The organism is Shewanella jiangmenensis, from assembly GCF_018596335.1.
GTDB lineage: Bacteria > Pseudomonadota > Gammaproteobacteria > Enterobacterales > Shewanellaceae > Shewanella > Shewanella jiangmenensis.
The window spans coordinates 94,911-112,880 of sequence record NZ_JAHEPS010000004.1; the positions used below are offsets into that span (position 1 = coordinate 94,911).

Below are 17,970 nucleotides of genomic sequence, written 5' to 3' on the forward strand. Positions count from 1 at the left end.
ATACTTACCATGAATATAATTTTGGCCATGCTCACCGCCGCCCTGTGGGGGACGACCTACGCGGTAACCCAATACACCATGCCCGACTGGCCGCCGCTGCTGTTGGGTGCGATTAGGGCATTGCCGGCCGGACTTATTCTTTGGTGTATCCGCCCCGGATTACCTGCCAAAGGCCAATGGCCGGGGTTAGTTAAATTGGGTGCTGTGAACATAGCGCTGTTCTTCAGTCTGATTTTTGTGATGGCGCATACGCTGCCCTCGGCGGTATCCGGCGTGGGTATGGTGTCGGTGCCTTTGTTCGCCATGCTGTTTCAGTATCTGGTGCTTAAGGCTAAACCCAGGGCGTCGCAGCTGCTGGCAGGCGCTTTACTGTTGGTGCTTGGCGCCCTGCTGTTTAATCCCGCCAGTCTCACCTTAAATCCACTTGGCTTGGCGGCTATGCTTGCCGCCATCGGCTGCATTATTGTCGGTAGCCGCATGACCCAAACCCTGAGCGGCAAACTGCATTGGTGGGATGTGCTGGTGTGGCAGTTAGTTAATAGTCGGCGGCAGCTTGCTGGCGCTGGTTGCTGGGATTCAGTGGTGGTTTGAGCCCACCGCCTTCGCGGCAATCCGCGATGGTGTGAGCAGCCGCGAAGTCGCGGGATTGGTGTGGATTGTGCTGCTCAATACGGTAGTGGCTTACGGCCTGTATGTATTTTTGATGCAGCGTATGACAGTGGTGGAATTTACCTTTGGCGGCATCGCCAACCCCATCACCGGCATTGCTCTTGGGGTGTGGCTGCTCAGCGAGCAATACTCGCCGCTGCAATATGGCCTGATGGCCGGGATGATACTGGCATCACTGCTGCCAAGCTTGCTGCCACTGCTCGGCCGAAAGCTTGGCAGCAATAAGCTTGGCCGCGCTTAGACCATAGCCGCTTTGACATACACGTCGAAGCGGTTTTTCTTGGTTTCGATGCGGGCGCTGGGCTTGATGCCATCGAGGTCTTCGGCGTAGTCGGGGCGTTTAACCACCACCCGCTTTTGCGCCAGGTTCAGGGCGGGTTGCAGCAGGCCATCGGCATCGAGATCGGCGCCGACCAAGGATTGAAACACCCGCATTTCTTTTTTGACCAGCGCCGACTTGTCGCGGTGGGGATACATGGGGTCGAGGTACACCACGTCGGGTTTGTCGGCAACGCAGGCAAGCGCCTCGAGGCTTGAGCCGTGCAGCAGCTGCATCCGGCTTTGCATCCAGGGGCCGATTTCAGCATCCTGCCAGGCGCGGCGAAGGCCGTCTTCCAGCAGGGCCGCCACCACGGGGTGGCGTTCAATCATCAATACTTTGCAGCCAAGGCTTGCCAGCACAAAGGCGTCTCGCCCCAGCCCGGCGGTGCCATCGACCACGGTCGGATTGGCACCGGCCTTGAGGCCGACCGCTTTGGCGATGGCCTGACCGCGTCCGCCGCCAAACTTGCGTCTGTGTGCCACGGCGCCGCTAACAAAATCCACCGAGATGCCGCCAAGTTTGGGTTCATCGTTCTTTTTCAGGGTGAGCATGTCCTCCTCAAACACCAAAGAGAAGGCGGCGGAGGCGTCAAAGGCAAGACCCCAGCGCTGGCCGATGTCGCCAAGGCGCTGATCCTGATTATCGAACTGTATTGGAAACAAAGCGGGCACCTGTCAGATAAACTCGCGGCAGTATAACGCCAAGCGGGGCCAGTACGCAGCAAAAGCATACAGGCGCGGCGCAAGCAGTTATAATGTTGCCAGATTTTCACCCGCCCAACGTTTCGGGAACCCACTATGCTCAGTTATCGCCACGGCTTTCATGCCGGCAACTATGCCGACGTGCTCAAACATGCCATTTTGCTGCAAGTGCTGGAATTAATGCAGAAAAAGGACAAGCCATTTGTTTACATCGACACCCATTCCGGCGCAGGCGGCTATAGCCTGAGCGATGAATTTGCCCAGAAGACCGGCGAATATCGTGACGGAATCGGCAAGCTTTGGACCAAGACCGATCTGCCTGAGTCGCTGAAGCATTATGTGGGCGCCGTGCGTCACTTTAACGAAGGCAATGGTAACGATACCGACGAGCTGCTCTGGTACCCCGGCTCACCCGCCTTTGTGGATATGCACCTGCGAAACGATGACCGTATGGTGCTGCACGAGCTGCACGGCACCGACTTTGAACTGCTCAGCGAATATTTTGAGGGGGCAAAGCAGGTTCAGGTGACCAAGTGGGACGGCCTCAGCGGTTTGATTGCCGCCGTGCCGCCACTGGAGCGCCGTGGCGTGGTGCTTATTGACCCAAGCTTTGAAATCAAAACCGATTATGAAGCGGTGGCCGATGCCATCATCAAGGCCTATCGCAAATTTGCCACCGGCGTGTATCTGCTCTGGTATCCGGTGGTTAACCGCGCGCAGACCGAAGCCATGCTCGGCAAACTGAAAGACAGCGGCATTCGTCGTCAGCTGCGGATTGAGCAGGCCATCAAGCCTGACTCAGACGAATTTGGCATGACGGCCGCAGGGCTCTGGGTCATCAACCCGCCCTGGCAGCTCGATACCCTGGCTACCGAGATGCTCGACTATTTGCAGCAGCATCTGAATGTCGAAGGTGGCAGCGTGCGGGTTGAGTGGGAAGTGGGCGAGTAAACCTGCTGCGCTTGAATAAAAAACGAATGAAAAAAACGGGCCGACTGGCCCGTTTTTTATTGCTCCCGTTGCTGGGCGACTCGAACCTGAGTGCCCGGGTCAGGCGTGGGCATCAGGTGCGCAGGTTGCGGTAGCGCGACAGCAGGATATTGACCCGCTCCACATACGCCTTGGTTTCAGGATAAGGCGGAATGCCGCGAAACTCCTCGACCCGGGTCGGCCCGGCGTTATAGGCCGCCAGTGCATGGTTCAAATTGCCTTCAAACCGCTCCAGCATCATGGATAAATAACGGCTGCCACCATTGATATTGTCGCTTGGCTGAAACGAGTTGCGCACGCCCATGTCTTTGGCGGTGCCCGGCATCAGTTGCATCAGCCCCATGGCACCGGTGCGGGAAATGGCCTTGGGATCGAAGTTGGATTCGGCATGGATCACCGCGCGAATAAGCGCCGGATCAAGCTTATAACGCCGTGCGGCGAGCAAAATGTCCTGCTCGTAACTGCGATTAAGGCGGATGGTGCGCCAGTTAACCTTGGAGCGCGGATTACAGGCGTAGCAGTCAAACAGGATCACCTGATACTTGCCGCTGTCGGGCGCCTTGTCGCTGAAGGCGACCGTGCCGTTTGGCTGGATGTATTTGTATACCCGGGTCTGTTTGCCGGTGCCGTGCTCAGAAAATTTCGCGGTGATCTTGGGTTTTTCGGGGGCAGTTTGGCCGCTGGCGCTGGCATAAACCGGCTCCATTCCCGCGAGCAGCAAACAAGGCAACAACCACAAAAAACGCATTACAGACCCGTGTATTCGTTAAGCTTTAGTAACTCTATGATAGCAAAGAGTTGCTTCATTTCTGCATTGATTTGGCTGAATTCATATTCAAAAGTTGCACCGTTGAAGATGGACGATTGCTCAAAACGGTTATCCCGGCTCTCGATGGTGATAAGCAAGCGGTTGAGATGAAAGGCGCATTGGATGCGGCTGTTGAAGAAATTGGCCAGGTTCAGCAGTCGCTCCATAAAGGCGGTGGTTAACAGCACCCGCGCCTCAATCTGATCGCTGGAAAATACATCAAACAGCTTTTCAAATTGCGGGTCTTCGAGCCGTACCCGCTCGAGGCCGCCGTGGCTGTCGGAGAAAAAGTTGGTCAGGCTGCTGCGGGAGCGGATCACCACAGTGTGGCCCTTAAACGGCTTGTGGCTTGCCAGCGAGATAATCAGGCCGCGAAACACGGTCACGTCCTGGGGTTTGTTGTCTTTATCTCTGTCTTCACGCAGCAGCTGCACTTCGTTGATGCCAATCTCGACCCCAAGATGGCTGCCAAGCACGCAGTCATCGAAGCGTGCCTTGTCGTAGCCGGGCAGGATTTTGGCTTCTTTAAACATCCGAAGCCCCATGTCCTGCCCCTTGGCAAACACAAAGTCGGGGCCAAAGTATCTGAAAATACGGGGGTAGATTTCAGCCTGCACATTGCTTGAATAATGGCGCATCGGAAAGCTGGCCCAGCGCCAGCCAATCACGGCAAGGGCAATGGCCGCCATCCATATCAGCGGTGCAAACTCGGCGTCAGGGCGGATAAAGGGCAGCGCAAACAAGGCCGCGCCCGCATAGGCTGCCGCGCCAAGATAGCAGCGTTTACGGGCGTGCTTAAGGGCGGTTACGCGCTGATTTTCGAACTTGCGGCAAAGGGGCGCGAGGCTCTCGTCATAATAAGCCTGCAGGGCGGCAAGTTCGTCGGCATCGGCAAACAGGCCCTTGGCTGCGCGCTGCGCCCTGATGGGCGCACCGAGCAAAAACGACAACATGTTCATGGGTTATTTAAGAAAATCGCTGGCGTTTACCGGGGCGCGATCGGCTTCCTGCGCCTCAAAAAACGGCATGGCTTTAACCGAGGCCATGTTGGCAATCAGCGAGCCGGGGAAGATTTCCACGGCGGTATTCAGCTCCGACACGGCTGAATTGTAAAAGCGACGGGCGGCGCTGATGTGGGCTTCGACCTCGTTGTAGGTCTGCATGGCCTGCACCATGGTCTGGTCGCTTTTAAGCTCAGGGTAGTTTTCTACCGTGACCATCAGCTGGCCCATCTTGCTGTTCAGCGCATCGGCCTGAGCCAGATGCTGACGCACGGCATCGGCATCGCCCTTGTCATAGGCGGCGCTCATCTGGGCGCGCAGGGCAGTGATTTCCGTCAGCAGCGACTTTTCATGATCCATAAACTTTTGCGCTATGATCAGGATGTTGGGGACCAGATCGGCGCGCTTCTTCAGCTGCACGTCGATGCCGGACAAGGCCTCCCGCGCAGTGTTGCGCTTTTTGATAAGGCTGACGTACCACAGGTACGCCACAATAGTGACCAACACCAGACCGATTAATAATCCTTCCATCGCAAGTCCTTATTATATGTCGCCCTTTTCGGGCTTTGCTGCCCAAGCTAACCATAAAATGACCCTAAATGCATCAGTCGCGGTGGAATTCTGAACACCTTCGCAATAAAAATCCGTCCCAGGCTGCCTGTTCTTGAATTAAGCTGATGATTTTGAGTGCTTTTACTCGAATTTTGGCTGAGGGTTTCGAAATCTTGGTTTAGCCAGGTGGAAAAGTGGCTGTCGCAATGTAACATTATGATAATTAGCTATTTTACTTGATTTTTGATTGGTGCGATTTTCATCAGCACAACAAGAGAAGTTAGCTTTGGAACCGGTAAAATCCGCTGTTCGCGGGGCAATTTGGCACCTTGGCACAATAATGCGTACGGCGGCCGGATTTATCCATGAACAGACTATTTTTGATGGCCGTTAAGCTTAAGTTCAGTTATCCAGCGCTAGAGTCTCAAGTGCACAACATTTGGATTTGGCAACCAATTTGCCTTTGTGGATCCCTCCGGGATCCCTTTTTTTTGCCTGTCTTCCCACGTTTTTTGCACCTTGATCCCGCCCCAGCTTAAGTTTGTGTTAACCCTTTTGTGCTAGCGTGCCAGCCCACTTTGGCTGGAGGCGGCGAAATTTTGCACGCATCCGGGCAGTCGATTTGACCCATAACAAGTGCTGCAAAGCAGCCTCGCCTGAAGGATACAAGATGAGTGCACAGATGCCGGACACTACCTCGTCCGAGACCCCGCAAGACATAGCCAAGAGCGGCTGGTTTGTCCGCTTCCTCAATCTGGTGGAGCGCCTTGGTAACCTGCTGCCTCATCCTATTACCCTGTTTGCGCTGTTTTGTCTCGGCGTGGTGCTGCTGTCGGGGCTGCTGGGCTATTTCGAGGTATCGGTTGCCGATCCGCGCCCTGAGGGCGCGCCCGGTCGCAGCGCCGATGGCATGATTTCGGTGGTGAGTCTGCTGAACGCCGAAGGCCTTAGGATGATAGTGTCCAATCTGGTTACCAACTTCACCGGCTTTACCCCGCTGGGCACTGTGCTGGTAGCGCTGCTTGGGGTGGGGATTGCAGAGCGCTCCGGGCTCCTCAGCGCCGCCATGCGCGCGCTGGTGATTGGCCGCTCACGCCGCCTGGTCACTGTGACCATAGTGTTTGCCGGTATCGTGTCCAACACCGCCTCCGAGCTTGGTTATGTGGTGCTGATCCCGATGGCGGCGATGATTTTCCACTCCCTTGGCCGTCATCCGCTGGCGGGCCTTGCGGCTGCGTTTGCCGGGGTATCCGGCGGCTACAGTGCCAACCTGCTGCTGGGCACCATTGACCCCTTGCTGTCGGGCATTACCGAAGCCGCAGCGCGAATGATTGACCCCGAGTACGTGGTTGGCCCGGAGGTGAACTGGTATTTCATGTTTGCCTCCACCTTTGTGGTGGCGCTGATGGGCGCCTGGGTGACTGAAAAAATCGTCGAGCCCAAGCTTGGCAAATACGATGACAGTGAAGCGAGTATCGATCTGTCGACCCAAACCATGGAAACCGTAAGCCCGCTTGAAAAGCGTGGCCTGAAAATCGCCGGTCTGGCGGTGCTTGCCGTGGCGGCGCTGCTGGCGCTGACTGTGGTGCCGGAAGGGGCGCCGCTGCGCCATCCTGACACAGGCCTGGTGGCGGGCTCGCCTTTCCTTAAAGGCATAGTAGTGTTTATTTTCGTTGGCTTTGCCATTCCTGGCCTGGTTTACGGCCGGGTGGTTGGCACCATGAAAAAAGATACCGACGTGATTAATGCCATGAGCCAGAGCATGAGCACCATGGGCATGTACATAGTGCTGGTGTTTTTTGCCTCGCAGTTTGTGGCCTTTTTCGGCTGGACCAACCTTGGCGCCGTGATGGCGGTGCTCGGCGCCGATGCGCTCAAGGCGCTGGGCCTGACCGGACCGCTTTTGTTCCTGCTGTTTATCGCCATGTGCGGCGTGATTAACCTGTCGCTCGGGTCGGCCTCGGCCCAGTGGGCTGTGACTGCGCCGATTTTTGTGCCCATGCTGATGCTGGTGGGTTACGCCCCTGAGACCATTCAGGCGGCTTATCGGATTGGTGACTCGGTCACTAACCTTATCACCCCGATGATGAGTTATTTCGGGCTTATTCTGGCAGTGGCCTGCCGTTACAAGAAGGACATGGGTATTGGCACCCTGGTGGCGACCATGCTGCCTTATACCCTGGTGTTCTTTACCGGCTGGAGCGCCTTCTTCTTCCTGTGGGTGTTTGGCTTGGGGCTGCCGGTTGGCCCGGGCGCGGCAACCTATTACACGCCGGGATAAGTGATTGATCTGATTGTGTAATGCCGGGCTAAGTGCTTAACGCTGAGCGTGGCACTGAGCCCGGAAACTATCGGAGCCGGAAGCTATCTGAGCCGGTGTGGCTGGCATTAAGCTAAGCAGCCTCAAAGCTCAGATATTAAATCGATTGACCATGCCCGACAGTGCGCTTGCCTGCTCGCCAAGCTGAGCCGCTTCTTTGGAGGCTATTTCAAAGGAGTGGCCGTTTTCGCTGGCGTGATGGTCAATCTGGCGCACGTAATCCACAACCGCCTCGGTTTGCCGTGCCTGCACTGACATCTGTTCCATCAGATCGCCCACCGCCGTTGCCACTGTCTGGCAGCTGTCGACAATTTCGCCGACCGACGCGCTGGTATCTTTGATTTCATCCAGCCCGCGTTGGGTCAGGCTGACGTTGGCATCCATTTCCTCCACCACTTCACGGGTCTTGTCGCGAATGGCGCCAATGGCCTGCACTATGTCCTGGGTGGTTTGGGCGGCGCGCACCGCCAGTTGGCGAACTTCGTCGGCTACAACGGCAAAGCCGCGCCCCTGCTCGCCGGCGCGTGCCGCTTCAATGGCGGCATTCAGTGCCAACAGGTTGGTTTGCTCAGCGATATTGCGAATGCCGGTGACCAGAGTGGAAATGGTCTCGGTTTGCTCGCCAAGGGCATTGACCTTGGCGGAGGCGGTGTGAATGCCTTGGGCTAAATCTTCGACCGCGCGGGTGACGCCGCCTAGGCGCTTAATGCTGCCCTCGGCCTGATCTTCGGCGCTTTTGGCAAGCTCCACCAGGCGGCGATTGCCTTCCTGCACTTCGGCGCGGCTCTGATCGGTCAGGGCAATGCTGTCAACAATCTCGCTCACCAGATTGGCCATGGTACCGGCCCGTGAGTGCAGTTCGTTTACCCGCCCGCCCTGGGTTTCCGCCTGGGACGCCAGCGTCATTGCCAATTGCCGGATGGATTGCACCACAGCGCGCAGCTCCTGTTGCATTACATCAACACCAGCCAGCACCGACTGCCTATCGTGGGCGCTGATGTGCTGCGCCAAATCGCCACGGCCGATGCGCTCAACCAGCATTTTCAGTTCCCGCGGCTCGGCGCCAAGGGGTTTGTATATGGCGCGGGCTATCCACCAAAGCGCGGCGCACAGCAGTAAGCCCAGCATCAGTTGCAGGCTGATGGAGCGGTTGGTGCGCTCCTGTTGATGCTCGGAAAGCTCGGCTTGGCCAGCGTCAAACTGCGCTTGGTAGTCGTTGATAAGGCGATTGAGACTGTCACTCAGCGCTGAGCCGGCAGCGTCGATGTCGTCATCGAGTTTGGCCATCTCGGATTCACCGGCGCGCGCTTCAATCAGCTGCGGCAGGGTGTGCAGGACTGTGTTGCCAAGGCTGTCGAACGGCGGTCGCAGGGTTTGCTGCTCGGCCTGCGGTAGGCTGGCAAGGGCACTGCCGATGTTGGCAACCAGTTGCTCAGCTTCCTGCTGCCGCTCGGGTTGTACCTTGCCTTCGGCTTTGTCGACCAGATTATCCATGGCAACCAGTACCAGCTGGGTCATCCAGAGCTGGAGTTGATTGAGGGTCTGATGCTGACGCACCAGAACATCGGACTTCTCGATGCGCTGCACTGTATCCTGATGGCTAAGCCAGGCATCCAGCCCCAGTGCGGCCAGAGTCAGGATCACTGCACTGGCAAGCAGCATCAGCAACTGTTTTATTTTTATCGCTTGCATATCCATATGAGTCCGTATCCAGAAAGACGATTAGTGGAGATCTCAAGTGTAGTCAGTGAATTGCGGCTGTGCATTGCCGCGGCTAAGGGCTGCTTCCGATTGTGGCTGTTGCTTGTGGCTGTGGATTGTGTGCTTGGATTGGGGCTGCAGAGCTTGGTCAGTTAAGGTACATTGGCCTCAGATTGTGAAATGCCGGTAGCCGGCGCGTTTGAAAACGGGTAAACATGCAAATTTGGGTCGATGCCGATGCCTGCCCATCGGTGATAAAAGAAGTGTTGTTTCGCGCCTCCGAGCGGCGGCAAATTCCGCTGACGCTGGTCGCCAACCAGAGTATCAGGGTGCCGCCTTCGCCCTTTATCAAGTCATTGCGGGTGGCGCCCGGTTTTGATGTGGCCGATAACGAAATCGTTAAGCGGGTGAGCGCCGGCGAGCTGGTGATCACCGCCGATATTCCGCTGGCGGCCGAGGTGATTGCCAAGGGGGCGCTGGCGCTGAATCCCCGCGGTGAGCTTTACACCACCGAAAACGTCAAGGCGCGGCTGAATATGCGCGACTTTATGGAAACCCTGCGCGCCAGCGGTATCCAGAGCGGCGGGCCTGCGCCCTTGTCTCAGGCCGATCGCCAGGCGTTTGCCAATCAGCTCGACAAATGGCTGGCAAAGCTGCCAAAGGTTGGCTGAGGCGCTGGGGTTTAGCGCTGCGGCACGGCAGATAGATTTTTGTGATTTTTGAACGCCAGTGCCCGAAATTCTGTTCTGTCTTACGAAATCCTGATTTTGTGTGGAATATCAAACAGCATTTAACGGAATAACATGCTGTTTTAGTGGATATTCCTGATCGTGATGAGTTATGCGCAATTATACGCTTTGTTTGCTCGACATTTGAGCGAATGCGCTGTATCTTGCGCCCGCCTGCTTTATGAGCAGTGGTCCCGAATACAGCGCCGCGCCTGCGAAGGTGGCTGAAGCGGGTGCCTTCGGGGCATCACAATCGAACACTTACTCAAATTTCGAGGACATCCATGAAACACGCTTTAGCAGCGATCCTTGTCATTTTTGCCAGCGGCTGCGCCACCACAGGCAACGAACAGGCTGCCAACCCAGAGGCCAAGCAGGCTGAGGTTTCCGCCGGCCACAAAAATCGCACCGTGATGCCGGGCAAGGCTGCCAACCCAAGAAAAGCGGTATCAGCCATCTGAACCTTTCCGATAAACCCCGCCCTGTGCGGGGTTTATTTTTTAATCTGTTTTGCTGTGGGCGGCGTATCCATGTTGGCAACTATCCATCCGGTACTCTCAAATCCGGTTGCCAAATGCCAGGGAGCCACGCCATGACTATTCGCTATTCCAGCTTGAAATCCATGCCCGGTATCGACAAAGCCTGCATTCACTCACTCGATATGTCTTTGTATCAGTTGTCGGTGGTGATTGATGGCGCCGAGCTCTATGTCACCGATGACGATGACCGTATGCTGAGAAGCATAAATCTGTGCCAGATGCAGGCCCTGCTTGAGGACTTGCCGGTGCGTGAGACAGTGCTGCGCCAGGAAAGCGCCTACGATGAAATGGTTGGCCAGTCGGAGCGACTTTGCAGCAATGCGATGGAAATCCCTCTGCGCGTGGCCTGAAGCGGGTTTTAAGTCAGCCAAACGCCGCCTGAAAAAAAGCCCCGCGGTGCGGGGCTTGGCTTTTCAACAGGCGCTGACGTGCTTAATGCTTGTCGGCCGGTTTATCGGCTTTGTCGGCCTTGTGCTCTTTGCCTTCTTTCTCGCGCTTACTGAAGATGCGCTCAACAATCACGAAGAACAGCGGCACAAAGAAGATGCCGAGGAAGGTCGAGCTCATCATACCGCCGAGTACGCCGGTACCGATGGCATTCTGCGCGCCTGAGCCCACGCCGGTGGAGATGGCAAGCGGCACTACACCCAGACCGAAGGCCAGCGAGGTCATCAGAATGGGGCGCAGACGTACCCGCACCGCGTGCAGTGTGGCTTCGATAAGGCCCGAGCCTTTTTCGTAGAACTCTTTGGCGAATTCCACAATCAGGATGGCGTTTTTAGTGGCCAGACCCACAGTGGTCAGGAGGCCCACCTGGAAGAATACGTCGTTGGACAGGCCGCGACCGTTCATGGCAACCAGGGCGCCGATAATACCCAGTGGCACCACCAGAATCACCGCAAAGGGCACAGACCAGCTTTCATACAAGGCCGCCAGCACCAGGAACACCACCAGAATCGACAGCGCATACAGGGCTGGTGCCTGGTTGCCGGACAGACGTTCTTCGTACGACAGGCCGTTCCACTCGATGCCAAAGCCCGGTGGCAGCTGTTCGACCAACTTTTCGATGTCCAGCATGGCATCACCTGTGCTGTAACCCGGGGCGGTGGCGCCCTGAATGTTCATCGCAGGTAAGCCGTTGAAGCGCTCAAGACGCGGCGAGCCAAATTCCCAGCGGCCGGTGGCGAAGGCCGAGAAGGGCACCATTTCGCCTTTGGCGTTACGCACATACCAGGTGTTGAGATCTTCAGGCTGCATCCGGTACTGGGCATCGGACTGCACAAACACCTTCTTCACCCGGCCACGGTCGATAAAATCGTTCACGTAGCTGCCGCCCCAGGCGGTGGCGATGGCGCTGTTAACTGAGCCGATATCCACGCCGAGTGCCCGCAGCTTGGCATGATCTATATCCAGCTGGTACATGGGCGCATCTTCCTGACCATTGGGGCGTACGCCCACCAGGTTCGGGTTTTGTGCCGCCATACCCAGCAGCTGGTTACGGGCCGCCAGCAACTTGTCGTGGCCCTGACCGTTCTTATCCTGCAGATAGAAGTCGAAACCGTTGGCGGTGCCGAGTTCAATCACAGACGGCGGCGCAAAGGCAAACACGAAGGCTTCTTTAATCTGCGAGAAGGCCATCATGGCGCGGCCCTGCAGCGAGAACACGTCCTGACCTGCGCCTTCACGCTCGGACCAGTCTTTCATGCCGACGAAGGCGATACCCATGTTCTGACCCATACCGGCAAAGGAGAAGCCAGCCACGGAGAACACAGAGTTGACGTTGTCTTTCTCATCTTCGAGGAAGAACTTGTCCATCTTCTCCAGTACCTTCACCGTCGACTCCTGGGTGGAGTTGGTCGGCAGGATCACCTGAGCAAACAGGATGCCCTGATCTTCGTCAGGCAAGAAGGCAGTGGGCATGCGCATAAAGATCCAGCCGGTGGCAACTACCAGCGCCAGATAAATCGCCATCACCCGAACTGTACGCTTGAGGATACCGGCAACGCTGGCCTCATAGCGAGAGGTCAGCTTGTCGAAGCTGCGGTTGAACCAGCCAAAGAAGCCGTGCTGACCATGGGCATGGCCGGGCTTGAGTGGCTTAAGCATGGTGGCGCACAGCGCCGGAGTCAGAATAAGCGCCACCAGTACCGACAGCGCCATGGCCGACACGATAGTGATGGAGAACTGACGGTAAATCACCCCGGTAGAGCCGGACATAAAGGCCATGGGCACGAATACCGCAGACAGGGTCAGACCGATACCCACCAGGGCGCCGGTGATCTGATCCATCGACTTACGGGTCGCTTCCAGCGGGCTTAAGCCCTCTTCCTGCATTACCCGCTCGACGTTTTCCACCACCACGATGGCATCGTCTACCAGAAGACCGATGGCCAGTACCATGGCGAACATGGTCAGGGTGTTGATGGAGAAGCCAAAGGCCGACAGCACCGCAAAGGTACCGAGCAGCACCACGGGCACCGCAATTGTCGGGATAAGGGTGGCGCGGAAGTTTTGCAGGAACAGGTACATGATCACAAACACCAGTACCACGGCTTCCAGCAGGGTGTGCACTACGCCTTCAATGGATTTTTCCACGAACGGGGTGGTGTCGTAGGGATAAACCACTTCCAGACCGGCTGGGAAGAAGGGTTTCATCTCTTCGATTTTTTCCCGCACCCGGGTCGCGGTATCCAGCGCGTTGGCACCGGTGGCAAGGCTGATGGCCACACCGGACGCAGGGCGGCCATTGTAGTAAGACTCAACCACATAGCTTTCGGCGCCAAGCTCAACCCGCGCCACGTCATTCAGGTAAACCTTGGCGCCGTTGGTATCGGATTTGAGGATGATTTTACGAAACTGCTCCGGGGTTTCCAGGCGGCTTTGGGCCGATACAGTCGCGTTCAGCTCCTGGCCTTTTACCGATGGTGCGCCGCCAAGCTGACCGGCCGACACCTGGGCGTTTTGCTCGCGAATGGCGGCAACCACGTCCTGGGTAGTCAGGCTGTACTGGGTCAGTTTAAGCGGGTCGAGCCAGATGCGCATCGCATAGGGCGCGCCGAACAGGGTAATGTCACCCACACCGGCAACCCGGCTTAAGGGGTCCTGAATGTTGGAGCCCACGTAGTCGGCGATGTCGCTCTTGTTAAGGCTGCCATCGGAGGATACGAAGCCCAGTACCATCAAAAAGCCTGAGGTGGACTTGTTGACCTGTACGCCTTGGGCCTGCACTTCCTGCGGCAGCAGCGGCATGGCCGATTGCAGCTTGTTCTGTACCTGCACCTGGGCGATGTCGGCATCCGCTTCGGCGTTGAAGGTCAGGGTGATTTCGGCATTACCGAAACCATCACTGGTGGAGTTGATGTATCGCAGGTTGTCCAGACCTGTCATCCGCTGCTCAATAACCTGGGTTACCGAGTCTTCCAGCGTCTTGGCCGACGCACCGGGATAACTGGCCGAAATCACCACTTTGGGCGGGGCAATACTCGGATACTGAGACACGGGCAGGCCCTTAATGGCCAGCACACCCGCGAGCATCACCAGAATTGCGATCACCCAGGCAAAGATGGGTCGATCGATAAAAAAACGTGCCATAGCTTATTCCTGAAATTCGCGTGGTCTGGATTACTGGGCCTGCTCTTGGCCAGCAGGCTTGGCGACCACAGGGGCGCCGGGACGAATTTTCTGCAGTCCTTCGATAATCAGCTTGTCACCGGCCTTGAGGCCTGAAGTAACCCGCCACTGGTGATCTATCACCTCGGCTGTGGTCACATTACGGGCCTCAACCTGGCTTTCAGCATTCACCACCATGGCCACGGCTTCGCCGCGGGTGTTGCGGGTAATGGCCTTTTGCGGCACCAGAATGGCATTGGGGTCCACGCCTGTGTTCAGCACGGCGCGCACATACATGCCGGGCAGCAGCACGTTGTCGGGGTTCGGGAACTCGGCGCGCAGGATAACTGAGCCGGTGTTTTCATCCACGCTCACCTCGGCAAATTGCAGTTTGCCCTTGTGCTCGTAGGTGGTGCCATCTTCCAGTACCAGTTGCACTTCAGCGTTATCGGCCGCCTGCAACTTACCGGCGCGCAGCTTGGCCTTGAGGGCAAGCAATTGGGCGCTGGATTGGGTGATGTCCACATTGATGGGGTTAAGCTGCTGAATAGTCGCCAGTACCTGACCCTGGTTGGCAGTCACCAGTGCGCCCGGGGTCACGGCAGACTTGCCGATACGGCCGGAAATTGGTGCCTGAACCTGGGTGTATTTGAGGTTGATGCCGGCGGTGTGCAGCTGGGCTTCGGCCACTTTCACCCGTGCCTGCGCTTCCTTATAGGCTGCGTCGGCTTCATCGTAATCCTGCTTGGAGATGGCGTTGGTTTTTACCAGCTTCTCGTAGCGGGCGGCGCGGGCCTTGGCGCTGGCAAGGGATGCCTGGGCGCTGGCTAAATCGGCCTTGGCGCTTTCGAGGGCGGCCTTGTAGGTGGCGTCGTCAATCTTGTACAGCGACTGGCCTTCTTTCACTTCGCGGCCTTCAACAAAGTTGCGCTCCATGATGATGCCGGATACCTGAGGGCGAACCTCGGCCTCGAGGAAGGCACGGCTGCGGCCCGGCAATTCCACCTTAATGTTTTGCGAAGACGCCTGCACTTCCACCACACCCACTTCCATGGGGGGCTGTGCCTGCTGGGCGGCCGATGGCGCCTCTTCTTTACCACAGGCGCTGAGCCACAGTGCGAGGCTGACCGCAGAGGCAACTTTTAACATTTGCCGCATGTAAATCTCCTTTTTGTGTCCGGGCTTACGGGGGCTCCATGGAGGCAAATGCTCCGAAACCCAGACAAATCGCCCAAATTTAATGCTGAATTCATGATCCACCAGTTATCTCACACGCAGCACAACTGCTCAAGTCGGCAATGGGTGTAAATGTGTAAACAACTGCAAATTTTTCCAAGATTTGCATATGTTTAGCTCAAATTTAACAATTAGGTTTCAGCTGCCGAAAGCTTGCTAACCACGCTTCGGTCTTGTTCATATTTCTTCATATTCTGTCGCGGATCATTCACGACTGCCGCCAAGGTTGTTCATAACCCCTGCTTATTATTTGTGGCAGCGGGAGAATCCAATCCAATGAGGCAACGATGATGAAATTAAGCAGAACTCTGCTGGCAGTAGCAGTGCTTGCCAGCTCAGGCGCGGCAGTGGCCGAAGAAGCCAAGGTGTTTGGTGGCGCCGTGAATGGCAAACTGACTATTGCCAGTGATTATGTATTCCGGGGCGAGTCTGAGACCATGGACGGCGATGTACCGGCCATTCAGGGCACCCTTGGTTGGGGCAATGACGCGGGTTGGTATGCCGGGGTGTTTGGTTCCAACATCAAGTTTGCCGATCCCAATCTGGAAGTGGTGACCGCGCCTTACATCGGCAAGGCCGGTGAGTTTGGCGACTCTGGCTTTACCTATGATGTGATGCTGTTTTCTTACCTCTATCCCGGCGCGTCTTACAGCAACTACACCGAGCTGTGGCTCAAGGTCGGCAAGCAATTTGGCAAGCTGAACATGCAGCTTGAAGTCACCCCAACACTGGACGACTGGTTTGGTGTGGACGGGTGGCAGGGCGTGAACTACGCCATTCACCCAAGCTACAGCTTCGATAACGGCGTGCAGCTGTCAGGCTCTGTCGGCTATCAGGATCTTGACGGCGAAGGCGCTGAAGGCTGGGGCCACTGGAACCTCGGCCTGTCCAAGAGCTGGGCCGGTTACACCCTGGATTTACGCTACCACGGCAGCACAGTGGATTCAGACCACAAGGTCTACTGCACCCAGACCGAGATTTTTGATGACCGTTTCGTTGTCGGCATCAGCAAGGTGTTCTGAGTCTGATTTTGTCAGCGGCTGACCGCGATGGCTGCCAGCTACAGATAATTGTCTCCCACGCTGCAGGAGATCACCCGACTGATGTGGGCCAGCGTCCGGCCCGATTCAGCCTGCCAGTGATTGAATGCAGCCTGGGCCTGCGTCAGGCCCTTTTGGGTGGCAAGCCCGGCATCCACAAGGCCGGTCGCCCTGAGATAGGCTTCCACATCGCTGCTGAGCAAAAAGGTATCTTTGCCGGTAGCGCGCAAAAAATAAGGGCCGGTGTTACCGCCAAGGCGGGCACCGCGCTTTTTCAGCACCTGCCACAGGCCGGTGATTTCTTCTGACGGCCACAGCGCAATAAAGCGCGCCAGACTGCCATGTTCTTTGGCAATATCCTGTACCATCAAGGCATTATCATAAATTGCCTGAGTCTTTTTGCCGTGGCGGATAAGGGCGGGATCGCTGGCGCGGGCCTCCAGTTGCTCAGGTGACAGCAGCAGGATTTTCAGCGGGTCAAAGCCGAAAAAGGCTTGCTCATAGGCAGGCCATTTGGCATCGACCACCTTCCAGACAAACCCACTCTGAAAAATCTTTTTGCTCATGGCCGACAGCAGCGCCGCATCCGAATGCTCCTGATATTCCGCTGCACTCAGCGACAGCGGCAGCAGGGCTTCGAGGGCATCAGCGCCGCCTTTACGCTCGGCGGCGCGTTGGTAAATGCTGGCAAAGGATTCAATTTTCATGGGCTTCCCTGAACGATGAATGGCTTTGCCAGTGTACTTGGATGCAAAGCAGCAGTCCAAACCCCTGCGCAGCATCCACAACTGTCACACCAGCCACAGCAGTCGCATCAGTTATCTGAGCGCGGTGCCAATCACCTCGGCAAGGGATTTTGGCGCGCGGCCAAGGATGTTTGCCAAATCATCGCTGCGCTTATCGTACTCGCCTGCTGCCATGGCGCGGCTCGCACCGGCAAGCGCCTTGGCCAAAAAGCCGGGTAACCCCATTTGGCTCAGCGCCACAATTTGTGCTTCCGGGCTGATTTCGTTGGTGTGAATCCGCTTACCGGTCAGTTCGCCAATGAGTTTGGCGATGTCGGCGTTGGACAGCAGCTCGGGGCCGGTGAACTCATAGGACTTGCCGATATGCCCCTCGCTGGTCAACAGTCTGGCCAGGGCTTCGGCAATGTCGGCCTTGCTGACCGGTGCAAAGCGACCGTCAGCGGCAGCGTGGGTGAGGGTACCGCTTTCCAGTGTGTGGCCAAGGCCCATCAGCTGCAGCTCGGCGTAAAAGGCGTTGCGTACCACAGTGGCGGGCACGCCCGAGGCCTTGATGGCCGCTTCAGTGGCGGCGTGGCTGGCGCCAAAATCAAAGGCGCTGTCGAGACTGGCTGACTGAAAGCTGGTGTACAGCAGTTGGCTGACGCCGGCCTTTTTGGCGGCGGCAATCACGTTCAGATGCTGCGCCAAACGTTCATCGTTGGCGCAGTCGCCTGAGATAAACAAGACTTTTGAGACACCGGCCATGGCCGCATCCAGTGATTGTGGCTCATTGTAGTCGGCAAACACCGCAGCGCCTGCGCTGGTTGGCAGTTTGGCCGGTGTGCGGCTGGCAAGGCGTAATGGCTCGTTATTGCCGAGGGTTTGCAGGGCGGTGATGGTCAGGCTTGCCAGCTCGCCGCTGGCACCAAGGATCAGGATCATAGTTAACTTCCTCAAGATGGGTTGTGATGACGAGGCCAGTGTAGATCCGTGGCAAAAATTGATAATGAGTGATTTACTTATATCTTT

The 17,970-nt window shown here is 56.9% G+C and carries 15 protein-coding genes and 1 pseudogene; 7 read left to right on the forward strand and 9 right to left on the reverse strand.

The window, feature by feature from the left end; all coding sequences use genetic code 11:
• Positions 1 to 9 precede the first annotated feature (9 nt).
• Positions 10 to 910, forward strand: a pseudogene (locus tag KJI95_RS19690) (DMT family transporter).
• Here the strand turns inward: KJI95_RS19690 and KJI95_RS11380 are convergent.
• Positions 907 to 1,653 (reverse strand): class I SAM-dependent methyltransferase, encoded by a 747-nt coding sequence (locus tag KJI95_RS11380; protein ID WP_214507329.1) that lies wholly within the window; start codon positions 1,651 to 1,653, stop codon positions 907 to 909. The pseudogene KJI95_RS19690 and the gene KJI95_RS11380 sit on opposite strands and share 4 nt — an antisense overlap.
• A 135-nt stretch (positions 1,654 to 1,788) precedes the next feature.
• Between KJI95_RS11380 and KJI95_RS11385 the strand changes: the two genes are divergently transcribed.
• Entirely contained in the window at positions 1,789 to 2,643 is an 855-nt protein-coding gene (locus KJI95_RS11385) for a 23S rRNA (adenine(2030)-N(6))-methyltransferase RlmJ (protein WP_214507330.1), read from the forward strand.
• A gap of 112 nt (positions 2,644 to 2,755) precedes the next feature.
• On the opposite strand, the gene KJI95_RS11390 is transcribed toward KJI95_RS11385, so the two are convergent.
• From KJI95_RS11390 to KJI95_RS11400, 3 genes are read right to left on the reverse strand one after another with little or no spacing between them, the layout of a single operon-like run.
• Positions 2,756 to 3,430 carry a lytic transglycosylase domain-containing protein gene (locus KJI95_RS11390; protein ID WP_214507331.1) on the reverse strand — a complete coding sequence of 225 codons (675 nt, stop codon included), beginning with the start codon at positions 3,428 to 3,430 and terminating at the stop codon, positions 2,756 to 2,758.
• Positions 3,430 to 4,449 carry a DUF3137 domain-containing protein gene (locus KJI95_RS11395; RefSeq protein ID WP_214507332.1) on the reverse strand — a complete coding sequence of 340 codons (1,020 nt, stop codon included), beginning with the start codon at positions 4,447 to 4,449 and terminating at the stop codon, positions 3,430 to 3,432. The genes KJI95_RS11390 and KJI95_RS11395 overlap by 1 nt, the downstream gene beginning before the upstream one ends.
• Before the next feature lie 3 nt (positions 4,450 to 4,452).
• On the reverse strand, positions 4,453 to 5,022 hold the full coding sequence (locus KJI95_RS11400; RefSeq protein WP_214507333.1) for a LemA family protein: 570 nt from the start codon (positions 5,020 to 5,022) through the stop codon (positions 4,453 to 4,455).
• 691 nt (positions 5,023 to 5,713) lie between these two features.
• Between KJI95_RS11400 and KJI95_RS11405 the strand changes: the two genes are divergently transcribed.
• On the forward strand, positions 5,714 to 7,324 hold the full coding sequence (locus KJI95_RS11405; protein WP_214507334.1) for an AbgT family transporter: 1,611 nt from the start codon (positions 5,714 to 5,716) through the stop codon (positions 7,322 to 7,324).
• Between the two features lie 129 nt (positions 7,325 to 7,453).
• On the opposite strand, the gene KJI95_RS11410 is transcribed toward KJI95_RS11405, so the two are convergent.
• Positions 7,454 to 9,055: a methyl-accepting chemotaxis protein gene (locus KJI95_RS11410; protein ID WP_214507335.1), complete on the reverse strand. Its 1,602-nt coding sequence runs from the start codon at positions 9,053 to 9,055 to the stop codon at positions 7,454 to 7,456.
• Between the two features lie 224 nt (positions 9,056 to 9,279).
• On the opposite strand from KJI95_RS11410, the gene KJI95_RS11415 reads away from it, so the two are divergent.
• The 3 genes from KJI95_RS11415 (at position 9,280) to KJI95_RS11425 (ending at position 10,681) form a co-directional block, all read left to right on the forward strand.
• On the forward strand, positions 9,280 to 9,735 hold the full coding sequence (locus tag KJI95_RS11415) for a YaiI/YqxD family protein (protein WP_214507336.1): 456 nt from the start codon (positions 9,280 to 9,282) through the stop codon (positions 9,733 to 9,735).
• A 341-nt stretch (positions 9,736 to 10,076) separates the two neighbouring features.
• Complete coding sequence (locus KJI95_RS11420; RefSeq protein WP_214507337.1) at positions 10,077 to 10,253, forward strand: hypothetical protein; 177 nt, start codon at positions 10,077 to 10,079, stop codon at positions 10,251 to 10,253.
• A 131-nt stretch (positions 10,254 to 10,384) separates the two neighbouring features.
• Positions 10,385 to 10,681, forward strand: a complete 297-nt coding sequence (locus KJI95_RS11425; protein WP_214507338.1) for a DUF6482 family protein — start codon at positions 10,385 to 10,387, stop codon at positions 10,679 to 10,681.
• A gap of 82 nt (positions 10,682 to 10,763) precedes the next feature.
• Here the strand turns inward: KJI95_RS11425 and KJI95_RS11430 are convergent, their stop codons facing one another.
• Positions 10,764 to 13,922, reverse strand: coding sequence for an efflux RND transporter permease subunit (locus KJI95_RS11430; RefSeq protein WP_214507339.1), 3,159 nt, complete (start codon positions 13,920 to 13,922; stop codon positions 10,764 to 10,766).
• A gap of 30 nt (positions 13,923 to 13,952) precedes the next feature.
• Positions 13,953 to 15,098, reverse strand: coding sequence for an efflux RND transporter periplasmic adaptor subunit (locus KJI95_RS11435; RefSeq protein ID WP_214507340.1), 1,146 nt, complete (start codon positions 15,096 to 15,098; stop codon positions 13,953 to 13,955).
• 365 nt (positions 15,099 to 15,463) lie between these two features.
• Here KJI95_RS11435 and KJI95_RS11440 point away from each other — a divergent pair, with 365 nt between their 5' ends.
• Positions 15,464 to 16,198 (forward strand): TorF family putative porin, encoded by a 735-nt coding sequence (locus KJI95_RS11440; protein ID WP_214507341.1) that lies wholly within the window; start codon positions 15,464 to 15,466, stop codon positions 16,196 to 16,198.
• Between the two features lie 38 nt (positions 16,199 to 16,236).
• Here KJI95_RS11440 and KJI95_RS11445 read toward each other — a convergent pair whose 3' ends face one another.
• Both KJI95_RS11445 and KJI95_RS11450 read right to left on the reverse strand, forming a co-directional pair.
• The gene (locus tag KJI95_RS11445; RefSeq protein ID WP_214507342.1) at positions 16,237 to 16,923 is read right to left on the reverse strand and encodes a DNA-3-methyladenine glycosylase I; all 687 of its coding nucleotides are present in this window, start codon (positions 16,921 to 16,923) and stop codon (positions 16,237 to 16,239) included.
• A 111-nt stretch (positions 16,924 to 17,034) separates the two neighbouring features.
• A complete protein-coding gene (locus KJI95_RS11450; RefSeq protein ID WP_214507343.1) occupies positions 17,035 to 17,883 on the reverse strand; it encodes an NAD(P)H-binding protein in 849 nt (282 codons plus the stop codon).
• Between the last annotated feature and the right edge of the window lie 87 nt (positions 17,884 to 17,970).

Bases quoted from the DNA above. Each gene is read 5' to 3' on its own strand.
- KJI95_RS11450 (WP_214507343.1), bottom strand. From the start codon at position 17,883: ATGATCCTGATCCTTGGTGCCAGCGGCGAGCTGGCAAGCCTGACCATC.
- KJI95_RS11395 (WP_214507332.1), bottom strand. From the start codon at position 4,449: ATGAACATGTTGTCGTTTTTGCTCGGTGCGCCCATCAGGGCGCAGCGC.
- KJI95_RS11400 (WP_214507333.1), bottom strand. From the start codon at position 5,022: ATGGAAGGATTATTAATCGGTCTGGTGTTGGTCACTATTGTGGCGTAC.
- KJI95_RS11390 (WP_214507331.1), bottom strand. From the start codon at position 3,430: ATGCGTTTTTTGTGGTTGTTGCCTTGTTTGCTGCTCGCGGGAATGGAG.
- KJI95_RS11420 (WP_214507337.1), top strand. From the start codon at position 10,077: ATGAAACACGCTTTAGCAGCGATCCTTGTCATTTTTGCCAGCGGCTGC.
- KJI95_RS11410 (WP_214507335.1), bottom strand. From the start codon at position 9,055: ATGCAAGCGATAAAAATAAAACAGTTGCTGATGCTGCTTGCCAGTGCA.
- KJI95_RS11425 (WP_214507338.1), top strand. From the start codon at position 10,385: ATGACTATTCGCTATTCCAGCTTGAAATCCATGCCCGGTATCGACAAA.
- KJI95_RS11405 (WP_214507334.1), top strand. From the start codon at position 5,714: ATGAGTGCACAGATGCCGGACACTACCTCGTCCGAGACCCCGCAAGAC.
- KJI95_RS11415 (WP_214507336.1), top strand. From the start codon at position 9,280: ATGCAAATTTGGGTCGATGCCGATGCCTGCCCATCGGTGATAAAAGAA.
- KJI95_RS11435 (WP_214507340.1), bottom strand. From the start codon at position 15,098: ATGCGGCAAATGTTAAAAGTTGCCTCTGCGGTCAGCCTCGCACTGTGG.
- KJI95_RS11385 (WP_214507330.1), top strand. From the start codon at position 1,789: ATGCTCAGTTATCGCCACGGCTTTCATGCCGGCAACTATGCCGACGTG.
- KJI95_RS11430 (WP_214507339.1), bottom strand. From the start codon at position 13,922: ATGGCACGTTTTTTTATCGATCGACCCATCTTTGCCTGGGTGATCGCA.
- KJI95_RS11440 (WP_214507341.1), top strand. From the start codon at position 15,464: ATGATGAAATTAAGCAGAACTCTGCTGGCAGTAGCAGTGCTTGCCAGC.
- KJI95_RS11445 (WP_214507342.1), bottom strand. From the start codon at position 16,923: ATGAAAATTGAATCCTTTGCCAGCATTTACCAACGCGCCGCCGAGCGT.